Genomic DNA, 13,140 nt, shown 5'->3' with positions numbered 1-13,140 from the left:
TTCGGGGCTCGTCCCCATCGAGAACGACAGGAAACAAAGGGAAGACAATGGCAGAACTGTCTATCAGCCCCGACGCCATCCGTGACGCGCTGAAGGACTTCGTCGCCGCCTACGAGCCCACGGGCGCCGCGGCGACCGAGGTCGGCACCGTCATCGATGCCGCCGACGGCATCGCGCACGTCGAGGGGCTCCCGGGCGTCATGGCCAACGAGCTCGTGCAGTTCGAGGACGGCACGCAGGGTCTCGCCCTGAACCTCGACGAGCACCAGATCGGCGTCGTCGTCCTCGGCGAGTTCTCCGGCGTCGAGGCCGGTCAGCCCGTCACCCGCACGGGCGAGGTGCTCTCGGTCGCCGTCGGCGACGGCTACCTCGGCCGCGTCGTCGACCCGCTAGGCAACCCGATCGACGGCCTCGGCCAGATCGCGCCGCTCGACGGCCGCCGCGCTCTCGAGCTGCAGGCGCCCGGCGTCATGTCGCGCAAGTCGGTGCACGAGCCCATGCAGACGGGCATCAAGGCCATCGACGCCATGATCCCGATCGGTCGCGGTCAGCGCCAGCTCATCATCGGCGACCGCCAGACGGGCAAGACCGCGATCGCGCTCGACACGATCATCAACCAGAAGGCCAACTGGGAGTCGGGCGACGTCGACAAGCAGGTCCGCTGCATCTACGTCGCCATCGGCCAGAAGGGCTCCACGATCGCCGCCGTCAAGGGCGCGCTCGAGGACGCCGGTGCGATGGAGTACACGACGATCGTCGCGGCTCCCGCATCCGACCCCGCCGGCTTCAAGTACCTCGCCCCGTACACCGGCTCGGCCATCGGCCAGCACTGGATGTACGACGGCAAGCACGTCCTGATCATCTTCGACGACCTGACGAAGCAGGCCGAGGCGTACCGCGCCGTGTCGCTGCTCCTCCGCCGCCCGCCGGGCCGCGAGGCGTACCCCGGTGACGTCTTCTACCTGCACTCGCGTCTGCTCGAGCGCTGCGCGAAGCTGTCGGACGAGCTGGGCGCCGGCTCGATGACGGGTCTGCCGATCATCGAGACGAAGGCCAACGACGTGTCGGCGTACATCCCGACCAACGTGATCTCGATCACCGACGGCCAGATCTTCCTGCAGTCCGACCTCTTCAACGCCAACCAGCGTCCCGCGGTCGACGTCGGCATCTCGGTGTCGCGCGTCGGCGGCGACGCGCAGGTCAAGTCGATCAAGAAGGTCTCGGGCACGCTGAAGCTCGAGCTCGCCCAGTACCGCTCGCTCGAGGCGTTCGCGATGTTCGCGAGCGACCTGGACGCGGCGTCCCGTCGCCAGCTCTCGCGTGGTGCCCGACTGACCGAGCTGCTCAAGCAGCCGCAGTACTCGCCGTACCCCGTCGAGGAGCAGGTCGTCTCGATCTGGGCCGGCACGAACGGCAAGCTCGACTCGATCGAGGTCGAGGACGTCCTGCCGTTCGAGCGCGAGCTGCTGGACTACCTCCGTCGCAACACGACGATCCTCGACACGCTGCGCGACACGAACGTCCTGGATGACGACACCGCTGCCGAGCTGGGCAAGAAGGTCGACGAGTTCATCCTCGAGTTCCAGGCCGGCAAGGGTCAGGCGATCGGCAAGCTCGGTCACGAGCAGGTCGATGCCGCCGAGGTGGATGACGTCAACCAGGAGAAGATCGTCAAGGGCCGCCGCTAAGGCGGGGCCGGGCAGAAACCATGGGCGCACAACTCCGGGTCTACAAGCAGAAGATCAACACTGCTCAGACGACCAAGAAGATCACGAAGGCGATGGAGCTCATCGCGGCTTCGCGCATCCAGAAGGCGATGGCGCGTGTGCGCGCGTCGTCGCCCTTCGCGCGTGCCGTGACACGGGCGGTCTCGGCCGTGTCGACGCACTCGAATGTCGAGCACCCGCTCACGACCGAGCGCGAGGTCATCCGGCGTTCCGCCGTCGTGATCTTCGCGTCGGACCGCGGCCTCGCGGGCGCGTTCAACTCGCAGATCCTCCGCGAGGGCGTCGAGCTGGCCGAGCTTCTGCGCCAGCAGGGCAAGGAGCCGGTGTTCTACCTCATCGGCCGCAAGGCCGTCGGCTACTTCCAGTTCCGACGGATCGAAGCGGCCGCCGAGTGGACGGGCGACACCGACACCCCGCACTTCCACACGGCGGAGGAGATCGCGGCGGTGCTGCTGGACGCGTACGACCGCGGCGGTGACGACGGCGGCGTCGACGAGATCAATCTCGTCTACAACCGCTTCGTCAGCATGATGACGCAGACGCCCGAGACGGTGCGCCTGCTGCCGCTCGAGGTCGTCGAGGCCGAAGAGTCCGCGTCGGCCCAGGTGTACCCGCTCTACGAGTTCGAGCCGGATGCCGGGGTCGTGCTGGACGCGCTCCTCCCGGTGTACATCCAGAGCCGGGTCTTCAACGCGCTCCTGCAGTCGTCGGCCGCCAAGCACGCAGCGACGCAGAAGGCCATGAAGTCCGCGAGCGACAACGCCGACAAGCTCATCACCAACTACACGCGCCTGCGCAACAACGCGCGCCAGGCCGAGATCACTCAGCAGATCGCCGAGATCGTCGGCGGCGCCGACGCTCTGGCATCGGGCAAGTAAAGACCACACGAAAGAGGATGAAGCCATGAGCCTCACCGCAGAGAAGACCGGTACCGCGGTCGTCGGGCGCGTCGCGCGCGTCACCGGCCCGGTCGTCGACATCGAGTTCCCGCACGACTCGATCCCCGACATCTACAACGCGCTCAAGACGACGATCACGATCGACGGCGAGTCGACCGAGATCACGCTCGAGGTCGCCCAGCACCTGGGTGACGACCTCGTCCGTGCGATCTCGCTGAAGCCGACCGACGGCATGGTCCGCGGCCAGGAGGTGCGCGACACGGGCGACCAGATCACGGTCCCCGTCGGCGACGTCACCAAGGGCAAGGTCTTCAACGTCACGGGCGACGTCCTCAACGCCGCGCCCGGCGAGACGATCGAGGTGACCGAGCGCTGGGGCATCCACCGCAAGGCGCCCAACTTCGACCAGCTCGAGTCGAAGACCACGATGTTCGAGACCGGCATCAAGGTCATCGACCTCCTCACGCCGTACGTGCAGGGTGGAAAGATCGGCCTGTTCGGCGGTGCCGGTGTCGGCAAGACCGTCCTCATCCAGGAGATGATCCAGCGCGTCGCGCAGGACCACGGTGGTGTCTCGGTGTTCGCCGGCGTCGGCGAGCGCACGCGTGAGGGCAACGACCTCATCGCCGAGATGGAGGAGGCGGGCGTCTTCGACAAGACCGCGCTCGTCTTCGGCCAGATGGACGAGCCGCCGGGAACGCGTCTGCGCGTCGCCCTCTCGGCCCTCACGATGGCCGAGTACTTCCGCGACGTCCAGAAGCAGGACGTGCTGCTGTTCATCGACAACATCTTCCGCTTCACGCAGGCGGGTTCCGAGGTCTCGACCCTCCTCGGCCGTATGCCGTCCGCGGTGGGCTACCAGCCGAACCTCGCCGACGAGATGGGTGTGCTCCAGGAGCGCATCACCTCGACGCGCGGACACTCGATCACGTCGCTCCAGGCGATCTACGTCCCCGCCGACGACTACACCGACCCGGCCCCGGCTACGACGTTCGCGCACCTCGACGCGACGACCGAGCTCTCGCGCGAGATCGCGTCGAAGGGCCTGTACCCCGCCGTCGACCCGCTGACCTCGACGAGCCGCATCCTCGACCCGCGCTACATCGGCGAGGACCACTACCGTGTGGCCACGGCCGTCAAGCAGATCCTCCAGAAGAACAAGGAGCTGCAGGAGATCATCGCCATCCTCGGTGTCGACGAGCTCTCCGAAGAGGACAAGATCGTCGTGTCGCGCGCTCGTCGCATCCAGCAGTTCCTCTCGCAGAACACCTACATGGCGAAGAAGTTCACGGGTGTCGAGGGTTCGACGGTTCCGATCAAGGAGACCATCGAGTCGTTCGACGCGATCGTGAAGGGCGACTTCGACCACGTCGCCGAGCAGGCCTTCTTCAACGTCGGCGGCATCTCGGACGTCGAGGAGCAGTGGGCGAAGATCCAGAAGGAGAACGGCTGACATGCCGATCAACGTGAGCCTCGTCTCGGCGGATGCCGAGATCTGGTCGGGGGAGGCCTCGCTCGTCGTGGCCAAGACCGTCCTGGGCGAGATCGGCTTCATGTCGGGCCACGAGCCCGTGCTCGCGATCCTCGCCGAAGGACAGGTGCGCATCACCCAGACCTCGGGCGAGAAGATCATCGCGAACGCCGAGGATGGCTTCCTGTCGATGGAGGGCGACGAGCTCTCGATCGTGGCGGGGAACGCGTCGCTCGTCAGCTGATCCGCTTCACACCTTCGCACGCCGCCCGGCTCCGCCGGGCGGCGTGCGGCGTCTCCGAGGACCTCCCATGCTGATCCTGCTTCCGCCGTCCGAGACCAAGCGCCCGGGCGGGTCGAAGCGCGCGCTCGACCTCGACTCACTGGCTCTCCCATCCCTCGCGCCGCAGCGCGCGCAGGTCCTCGACGCGCTCGTTGCGCTGTCGGACGACCCCGTGGCAGCGGCACGGGTGCTCAAGCTCAGCCCTCGCCAGCTCGACGAGATCGCGGTGAACGCGGCCGTCCGCGGGGCGCCGACCATGCCGGCGGTCGACCGCTATACGGGTGTGCTGTACGACGCGATGGATGCGGCATCCCTCGACGCCGCCTCCCGGCGCTGGCTCGCACGCCACGTGATGATCCAATCCGCGCCGTTCGGTCCCGTGGGCGCGCTCGACCGCATTCCCGCCTACCGCTTGGGTGCGGCCGCATCGCTGCCCGGCCTGCCGGCGATGACCCGCGTGTGGGCCGATGCGGTGGCGGACGCGCTGGCGGCGGCATCCATCCCCTTCGTCCTCGACATGCGCTCCGAGGCATATGTCGCGCTCGGCCCGGTTCCCGACGACGTGCCGTCCGTCTACGTGCGCGTCGTCACGAACGGCGCCGACGGTGCGGTGCGTGCGCTGAACCACTTCAACAAGCACGCCAAGGGCGCCCTCGTGCGTCGACTCGCGCAGGATCGGCCGCGCATCGCGTCGCGCGCGGGTTTCGTGAGATGGGCGGATGCCGCGGGCTTCCGCGTCCGCGAGGGCAGGTCGGGGGAACTCGACTTGTTCGCCTGACCGTCAGCGGCGCGTGTTCTCGGCCGTGCGCTCGGTGTTCTCGGCGATCGCGATGAGGGCCACGACGCCCTCGATGATGAATCTGAGCGTGATGATCGCCAGGAACGAGACGATCGGCACGAGGATGATCGTCGCGATGATGAGCGAGATGCCCGCACCGGGGTTGATCCACAGTGCGCCGACGCCGCGGAGGATGCCGCCGACGAACCAGACGATGAAGCCGATGCCGATCGCGATGAGTCCGACGAGGTAGAACACGCTCGCGAGGCGCCGCGTGATGAACGTGCGGAACGAGAGGTCGAAGAGCGCACGGAAGAATCCGCGGCCGATGTCGTCGACCTCGCCGTGCAGCGACGTCGGGACTCCCGTGTCGTCAGGATCCGTCGCGGGGTCGTAGGCGGGCGCCGCGGCGGCGGCTTCGGCGGCGGGACGCGAGGGAAGCGGCGGAACGGGGGGAGGGGAGTCGCTCATGGGTTTCCTTCCGAGGATCGGACGAGTCCGTCTTCGTCAGGCTATCGATCCACCGCGGGCGAGGCCATCCTCGCCGCGCCTGCTGACACGGAGGCGGATGCCTCGCTAGCATGTGGGGCGCGGGCCGAGGGCGCGCCGGCGCTTGGCGTCGCAATCGTTCCGAGGGGACGCGTTCATGACCACTGACGACTACGGCACGGGCTATGCGCTCGCGTGGATCTTCGTCTTCTTGCCCATCTTCCTGATCTTCGCGCTGGCCGGCTATGTGCTGACCTCGCTGTTCCTGATGAGGATCTTCGAGAAGGCCGGAGTCCAGGGCAAATGGCGGGCGTGGGTGCCGGTCTACAACACTCTGATCTTCGCCAAGCTCGGCGACCTCAACCCGTGGTGGCTCCTGATCCTGTGGGGCGGGACGATCGTCCTGTCCTGGGTCCCCGTGATCGGCAATCTCCTCGGACTCGCAGCGTTCGTCTACACTCTGCTCGCCGCGTGGCGCGTCGGCCTGAAGCTCCAGAAGGAAGCCGTCTGGCTCATCCTGTACTTCTTCCTCGCCATCGTCTGGCTCGGCATCAACGCGTTCGACAAGTCGCGCTGGAACACCGCGGTTCCGGCCGCACCGTGGGCGAACAGCTTCCTCCGCGACACGACGGTCTGGAGCGGCATCCCCGCCCAGACACCGACGGGCGGATACCCCGCGAACCCCGTCACGCAGCCCGGAGCGGGTTACCAGCCCCCGGCCGGCTACACGGCGCCCCCCGCTCCGCCGGCGGGCTACACGCCGCCGCCCGCGGCCGCACAGCCCCCGGTCGAGCCGCCCGCGCCGCCGACGGCGCCTCCGGCTGCACCGCCTGCCGCGCCCGAGCCGCCCACGACGCCGCCCACCGAGCCGCCGGCAGCTCCCGAGCCGCCCAAGGCCTGATCCGGCACCGACGATGCCCCTCCGCCGAGCGCGGAGGGGCATCGCCTCGTCTAGCGTGGAAGCATGACTACCAGCATCCCGCTGCGCCGCGTCGGCGCGTCCGGTCTCCTCGTCTCGGCCACCGGCCTCGGCTGCAACAACTTCGGCCGTGAGGGCACGCGCACGCAGACGCTCGCCGGCACCAGGGACGTCCTGGACGCGGCGATCGACGCGGGAGTGACCTTCCTCGACACGGCCGACATGTACGGGAAGGATGCCGGAGACTCCGAGACCCTCATGGGCGAGGCGCTCAAGGGTCGTCGCGACAGCGTCACGCTGGCGACGAAGTTCGGCCACTCGGGCCGGGAGATCGGATATCCGGCGTCCGGGGCGAAGGCATCCCGCTCGTACATCCGCCGCGCTGTCGAAGGATCGCTCTCGCGTCTGCAGACCGACTGGATCGACCTGTACCAGTTGCACGTGCCCGATCCGCACACGCCGATCGAGGAGACGCTCGATGCCCTGGCCGATCTCGTCCGCGAGGGGAAGGTGCGCTACATCGGGCACTCGAACCTCAGCGGGTGGCAGATCGCCGAGGCGCACTACGTCGCGGCCGAACGCGCCGGCATCCCGTTCGTCAGCGCGCAGAACCACTACAGCCTGCTCGCGCGCGCGGCGGAGCGCGAGGTGCTGCCCGCTGTGCGGCGATTCGGCCTCGGGTTCCTTCCGTACTTCCCGCTCCACAACGGACTGCTCACGGGGAAGTTCACCCGCGACCACGCGCCGTCCGACACGCGCATCATGCGCCAGCGTCAGCACGTCTGGCAGGAGGCGCCGTGGGACGCGCTCGAGGCCTATCAGGTGTTCTGCGACGAGCGCGGCATCACGATGCTCGAGGCGACCTTCGGGTGGCTCCTCGCGCAGCCGGGACTCGCGAGCGTCATCGCGGGTGCGACGACCCCGGAGCAGGTGCAGGCGAATGCCGCCGCCGCGACCGCGTGGACGCCCGGAGCCGAGGACATCGAGGCGATCGATGCGCTCTTCGCCCTGCCGGAGGACCCCGGCGCGCAGGTGTGACGAGACGGCCGCGTGGCAGCGCGACGGGGCGATGTCGAGCGCGCTCCCGCGGGCGCGACCCGAGGCGGGGCCGGTGAAGCGACTAGTATGTGAGCACGTCGATCCCGATGCATGGATCACGAAGAAGCGGTGACGGGGAGGAGCGGCGTGGCGGAAGCATCCACTCATTCACGCACCGTCTCGCTGCCGAGCGGCGACCTCACGCTCACGTGGGCCGCCGTCACCCACACGGGGCGGCGTCGCGACACCAACCAGGATGCCGTGCTCGCCGCGTACCCGCTCTTCATCGTCGCGGACGGCATGGGCGGCCACATCGGCGGTGAGATCGCGAGTGCGAGCACCGTCGATCGCCTGCGCGGCCTCGTCGACGGCGACGTGTCGACGAGGGCGATCGAGAAGGCGCTCGCGCGTGCCGTGAAGGACATCGCGTCGCATCCCGAGACGACCGACGACGGCACCGGCACGACGGTGACGGGCGTCTTCCTCGACGCTTCGCAGGACGTCCCGCACTGGGTCACCTTGAACATCGGCGACTCCCGCGTGTACCTCGTTCGCGACGGCGCGATCGATCAGATCACGACCGACCACTCCGTCGTGCAGGAGCTCGTGGCCGCGGGGCGGCTGAGTCCCGAAGAGGCCGAGAACCACCCCTACGGCAACGTCATCACCCGTGCGGTCGGACCGAGCGATGGCGTCACGCCCGACTACGTGCGGCTCGACGTCGTGGACGGCGATCGTTTCGTCATCTGCTCCGACGGGCTCACCAAGGAGCTGACCGACTACGGCATCCAGCACTTCCTCGCGGAGAACTCGGATCCCGCCGACGCCGTCGGCGCGATGCTCGAGGCGGCACTCGAGAACGGCGGGCGCGACAACGTGACGATCATCGTCCTGGACGTGGCGCGCGAGGGCGACTCGATCGAGCCGTCCGAGCCCACGGAGCCGACCGCGCCGACCGAACGCGGCTCGACCGGGCCGCTCGACGTCTCCTCCACAGACGAGGTCTGACGGCGGTACTCCGCACTCCCGGCCGCGCGCGCTTCGTCACGTACCAGCGTCGGGTGGACTGGACGCGTGCAACAGATCCTCGATCCGCCGCGGCATCGCCTGCTCGACGACGAGCCCGACATCCCGCCGCTTCCCGACGCGTGGCAGGCACCGCCGCGGCCCCCATTGCCCCTCGTCGCCGCGACGGTGCCGATCATCGGCGCGGTCGTGCTCTGGCTGGTCACCGGCTCTGTGCTGTCGCTGCTGCTCGCGGCGCTCGGTCCTCTCATCGCGGTCGCGAGCGTCGTCGACGGGCGGCGGGCCGCGTCGCGCGAGCGAAGACGTGCAAGGGAGGAGGCAGCGACGGCGCGAATGCGCGTGAGCGCGATCGTCGACGAGCGGCACGAGGCGGAGCGGCGCCGGCAGTGGTCGGTGCGTCCCGATGTCGCATCCTTCCTCGTGGGCGACGGAGGTGTCTGGCGGAGTGTGCCCGGTCGCGGTGACGTCCTCGTCGTAGGGGCCGGCGAGGTCGCGAGCGGCCTGCGCCTCGCCGGAGGGGTGGGGGATCCGGATGCCGGCGCGCTGCGAGCTCGTGCGGCACGGCTGAGCGGCGCGCCCGTGACGATCCCGCTCCGCGCGGGTGTCGCGATCCGGGGCGGAACGGCGACCGCGGCAGCCGTGCAGCGCGCTCTCGTGCTGCAGCTGTGCCTCTCTCTGCCTCCCGGAGAGGTGCGCCTGGTCGGCGAGCTTCCGGATGGGTGCGCGTGGGCCGAAGCCCTGCCTCATCGCACCGCGACGGCGGGCGTCTCCGTCGCGATGGCGCTCGGTGCGGGCGCCGACGTGGTGATCGCACGCGTCGACGCGGACGAACCCGCGCCGCCCGAGTGCGGCGCGATCCTCACGGTTCACAGCCCGAATCGTGCCTCGCTCGATCACGAGGGCGCGGTCGTGCCGCTCGCGGTGGAGGGCATCGGTGTCGATCAGGCGATCGAAGCGGCCGAGGCCCTCGCCGCGCGGGCGGAACGCACGTTCGGCGCAGCCGCCGCCCGCGACGAGCCGGTCGCGTTCGCAGAGCTGATCGCCTCCGCGCCGGTGTCGCGGCCGGGGTCGCTCCTGGCGGCCATCGGCCGGGGCGGTGGCGCGGCATCCTTCGTCGATCTCGTCCTCGACGGTCCGCATGCCGTGGTCGCCGGGGTGACCGGGTCCGGCAAGAGCGAGCTGCTCATCACGTGGATCCTCGCGCTCGCCGCGACGCATTCCACCCGCGAGGTGAGTTTCCTCCTCGCCGATTTCAAGGGCGGCACCGCGTTCGACGGGCTGCGCGGACTTCCGCACGTGACCGGGGTGATCACCGACCTCGACGGGTCGGGCGCTCGACGCGCGATCGAGAGTCTGCGAGCCGAGGTCCGGTGGCGCGAGTCGGAGCTCGCCCGATGCGGCGCGCGCGACATCCTCGACCCGCGCGTGACGATGCCTCGTCTCGTCATCGTGGTCGACGAGTTCGCGGCCCTGCTCGGCGACCATCCCGAACTCCACGCCGTCTTCGGCGACGTCGCCGCGCGCGGGCGCGCCCTGGGCATGCACCTCGTGCTCGGCACGCAGCGCATCGCGGGCGTCGTGCGCGACAGCCTGCTCGCCAACTGTCCGCTGCGCGTGAGCCTTCGGGTGACGGATGCCGGTGACAGCCGCGCCGTGCTCGGGACCGACGATGCGGCGCGCCTTCCGGGAACGGTCGGCGCTCGCGGGCTCGCGTATGTGCGGCGGGGGTCGGACGCCGCGCCGCAACGGGTGCGCATCGCGCTCTCGAACGCCGATGATGTCGCCGCCGTCACGCGACGCGACGTCGGTCCCTCGCCGCGACGACCGTGGCTGCCGGATCTGCCGACGCGGGTCGCCCTCGACGAGCTCGGGCACGTCACCTCGGGTGAACTGGTCCTCGGCCTCGCGGACGAGCCCGACCGCCAGCGGCAGCGCGCGATCGGAGTGCACATCTCCGATCGCGGGCTCCTCGTCGTGGGCGGGGCGGGCTCGGGCCGCTCGACGGCGCTGCGCACGCTCGCCGCACAGGCAGCGTCGCTCGTGCGCGTGCCGGCGTCGGGCGAGGGGGCGTGGGATGCCGTGACAGCGCTCGTCGACGCGCCTCCGGCGCCCGGCACCGTCGTCGTCATCGACGATCTGGACGCACTGGCAGCGCGACTGAGCCCCGACCATGCGCAGGTGCTGGTCGAGCGGCTCGAGCGCGTGTTCCGGAGCGCCGGGGAATGCGGCATCCTCGTCGTCGCGTCCGCGCAGCGCCTCACGGGCCCCGCCGCGCGGTTGGGCGACCTGCTGCCCAAGCGACTGGTGCTCGGGACCGCCTCCCGCGCGGAGCACCTCGCCGCGGGCGGAGACCCTGCGCACTATGCGCCCGACGCGCCATCGGGGCGCGGGCGATTCGGCGGTCTCGCCGTGCAGATCGCGTGGACCGATGCCCTCGAGCGCGATCGGATCGACATCGACCGGGTCTGGGCGCCGAGCGCGCCTCTCACCGGGCTCGTGACGCGTCGCGCGTCGAGAACGCGTGCCGTGCTCGACGCATGGGCCGAGCAGGGCATCCGGACGCTCACGCTCGCCCAGTACGCCGACGAGCCTTCTGTCATCGCCGACGGTCCCGTCGTGCTCGTCGGAGACCCCGACGAGTGGCAGGCGAACTGGCGGCTGCTCGCATCGGTGCGGGCGGATCACGATCTCGTGATCGACACGAGCTGCGGGGCCGAGTACCGGGTGCTGAGCGCGTCGCGCGAACTGCCGCCGTACGCCGACCACGGCCGAGGTCGCGCGTGGCTGCTCAGCGCCGGAGGCGACGCCGTCCGGATCGTCCTCTCATGACGACACCTCCGGCCGGTCCGTCGCGCGCGCCGCCCTTGACCCGCTCCCGCGCTGACCCTACGTTCAGGGCATGGCAACCACCAACCTCGACCGACCCGAAGGCAAGGGGCTCGCGGCGGGAACCCTCGGACTGTGGGGATCGACCGTCATCGGCCTCGCGTCGACGGCGCCGGTGTACTCGCTCGTCGCGACGTTGGGCTTCGTCGTGCTCGCGGTCGGTGCGCAGGCGCCCATCGCCTTCGTCATCGCGTTCGTGCCGATGCTCTTCATCGCCTTCGCCTATCGCGAGCTGAACAACGACGTGCCCGACTGCGGCACGACCTTCACGTGGGGGACGAAGGCGTTCGGACCGTGGGTGGGATGGATGGGCGGCTGGGGTGTCGCCGTCGCGGGAATGGTCGTGCTCGCCAACCTCGCGCAGATCGCCGGCATCTACTTCTGGTCGCTGTTCGGCGACGGCTCCCTCGCCGAGAACTACGTGCTCGTGACCGCGACGGGCGTCGTGTTCATCGCCGCGATGACCTACGTCAGCTGGCGCGGCGTCGAGATCGGCGAGAGGATCCAGAACATCCTGCTGGGCTTCCAGTACCTCGCCCTGGCGATCTTCGTCGTGGCCGCCCTCTGGCACTTCTTCGCGGGCACGGCCCCCGACCCGACGCCTTTCGACTGGGAGTGGTTCAACCCGTTCGCGTTCACCGACTGGAGCGGATTCACCGAGGCGATCCTTCTCGCCCTCTTCATCTACTGGGGCTGGGACACCTGCCTCGCGCTGAACGAGGAGACGAGGGATCCCAAGCGCATCCCCGGTCGCGCGGCGCTCCTGACGACCGTCATCCTGCTCGTCACCTATGTCGGCGTGACGATCGCGGCCATGATGTACGCGGGCCTCGGCGAGACCGGCACGGGCCTGGGCAACGAGGCGAACGCCGATGACTTCTTCCTCGCGATCAAGGACGGCCTGCTCGGACCCGCCGGCTGGCTGCTCGTCGTCGCCGTGATGATCTCGGCGATCTCGTCGACCCAGACGACGATCCTGCCGACGGCCCGCGGCACGCTCGCGATGGCTGCCTATCGGGCTCTGCCGAAGCGGTTCGCGACCGTGCACCCGCGCTACAAGACGCCGTCCTTCTCGACGCTCGTCATGGGCATCGTCGCGATCGTCTACTACGTCGGCATGTCGCTCATCAGCGACAACATCCTGCAGGACTCCATCCTCTCGCTCGGCCTCGCGATCGCCTTCTACTACGCCATCACGGGCTATGCGTGCGTCTGGTACTTCCGCAAGGAGCTCTTCACCTCCGCCCGCAACTTCTTCTACCGCTTCCTGTTCCCGCTGCTCGGCGCCGCCATGCTGACGTACGCGTTCATCCAGTCGGCGATCGACATGTACGACGTCGATTACGGCTACACCGTGCTGCTGGGCATCGGCGGCACGTTCGTCCTCGGGATCGGAGCGCTCGCGTTCGGCGTGCTGCTCATGTTCCTGTGGTTCGCGTTCCCGGGTTCCAAGCCGTTCTTCCGCGGCGAGAGCCTCAACCGCGAGACGCCCGTGCTCGTTCCCGAGGACCCTGCCGAGTACTCGCGCTCCGTCGACGGAGGTCTGATCTAGCTGTTCTTCCCCGTGAGGTTGTGAACGCGTTCGGCGGGGGTTGAGCCTCCGAGCCCGGTGTGGGGTCGATGG

11 protein-coding genes are annotated in these 13,140 nt (G+C 69.5%); 10 read left to right on the top strand and 1 reads right to left on the bottom strand.

Going from position 1 to position 13,140, the window contains the following annotated elements:
• The first annotated feature begins 47 nt into the window (after positions 1–47).
• The 5 genes from atpA to ACTIFV_RS03565 all read left to right on the top strand — a co-directional run bounded on the left by atpA (position 48) and on the right by ACTIFV_RS03565 (position 5,158).
• Positions 48–1,688, top strand: coding sequence for a F0F1 ATP synthase subunit alpha (gene atpA / locus ACTIFV_RS03585; RefSeq protein ID WP_439591408.1), 1,641 nt, complete (start codon positions 48–50; stop codon positions 1,686–1,688).
• Positions 1,689–1,708: 20 nt separating this feature from the next.
• Positions 1,709–2,605 (top strand): F0F1 ATP synthase subunit gamma, encoded by an 897-nt coding sequence (locus tag ACTIFV_RS03580; protein ID WP_439591407.1) that lies wholly within the window; start codon positions 1,709–1,711, stop codon positions 2,603–2,605.
• 25 nt (positions 2,606–2,630) lie between these two features.
• The gene (gene atpD / locus ACTIFV_RS03575) at positions 2,631–4,079 is read left to right on the top strand and encodes a F0F1 ATP synthase subunit beta (RefSeq protein WP_439591406.1); all 1,449 of its coding nucleotides are present in this window, start codon (positions 2,631–2,633) and stop codon (positions 4,077–4,079) included.
• A gap of 1 nt (position 4,080) precedes the next feature.
• Positions 4,081–4,341, top strand: coding sequence for a F0F1 ATP synthase subunit epsilon (locus ACTIFV_RS03570; protein WP_439591405.1), 261 nt, complete (start codon positions 4,081–4,083; stop codon positions 4,339–4,341).
• 67 nt (positions 4,342–4,408) lie between these two features.
• Complete coding sequence (locus tag ACTIFV_RS03565; RefSeq protein ID WP_439591404.1) at positions 4,409–5,158, top strand: YaaA family protein; 750 nt, start codon at positions 4,409–4,411, stop codon at positions 5,156–5,158.
• Positions 5,159–5,161: 3 nt separating this feature from the next.
• On the opposite strand, the gene ACTIFV_RS03560 is transcribed toward ACTIFV_RS03565, so the two are convergent.
• Positions 5,162–5,629, bottom strand: a complete 468-nt coding sequence (locus ACTIFV_RS03560) for a DUF4282 domain-containing protein (protein ID WP_439591403.1) — start codon at positions 5,627–5,629, stop codon at positions 5,162–5,164.
• A 175-nt stretch (positions 5,630–5,804) separates the two neighbouring features.
• Between ACTIFV_RS03560 and ACTIFV_RS03555 the strand changes: the two genes are divergently transcribed.
• The 5 genes from ACTIFV_RS03555 (at position 5,805) to ACTIFV_RS03535 (ending at position 13,068) form a co-directional block, all read left to right on the top strand.
• Complete coding sequence (locus ACTIFV_RS03555; protein ID WP_439591402.1) at positions 5,805–6,548, top strand: large exoprotein; 744 nt, start codon at positions 5,805–5,807, stop codon at positions 6,546–6,548.
• A gap of 63 nt (positions 6,549–6,611) precedes the next feature.
• A complete protein-coding gene (locus ACTIFV_RS03550) occupies positions 6,612–7,604 on the top strand; it encodes an aldo/keto reductase (RefSeq protein ID WP_439591401.1) in 993 nt (330 codons plus the stop codon).
• A 147-nt stretch (positions 7,605–7,751) separates the two neighbouring features.
• Positions 7,752–8,612, top strand: a complete 861-nt coding sequence (locus ACTIFV_RS03545; RefSeq protein ID WP_439591400.1) for a PP2C family protein-serine/threonine phosphatase — start codon at positions 7,752–7,754, stop codon at positions 8,610–8,612.
• A gap of 66 nt (positions 8,613–8,678) precedes the next feature.
• Positions 8,679–11,459 (top strand): FtsK/SpoIIIE domain-containing protein, encoded by a 2,781-nt coding sequence (locus ACTIFV_RS03540; protein WP_439591399.1) that lies wholly within the window; start codon positions 8,679–8,681, stop codon positions 11,457–11,459.
• Positions 11,460–11,529: 70 nt separating this feature from the next.
• Complete coding sequence (locus tag ACTIFV_RS03535) at positions 11,530–13,068, top strand: APC family permease (protein ID WP_439591398.1); 1,539 nt, start codon at positions 11,530–11,532, stop codon at positions 13,066–13,068.
• The last annotated feature ends 72 nt before the right edge of the window (positions 13,069–13,140 follow it).

The sequence above is a fragment of the Microbacterium sp. genome, from assembly GCF_051860965.1.
In the GTDB taxonomy this organism is placed as follows: Bacteria; Actinomycetota; Actinomycetes; order Actinomycetales; family Microbacteriaceae; genus Microbacterium.
The sequence above is the reverse complement of the archived record's forward strand: the minus strand, read 5'-3'. Positions and strand labels throughout refer to the sequence as shown.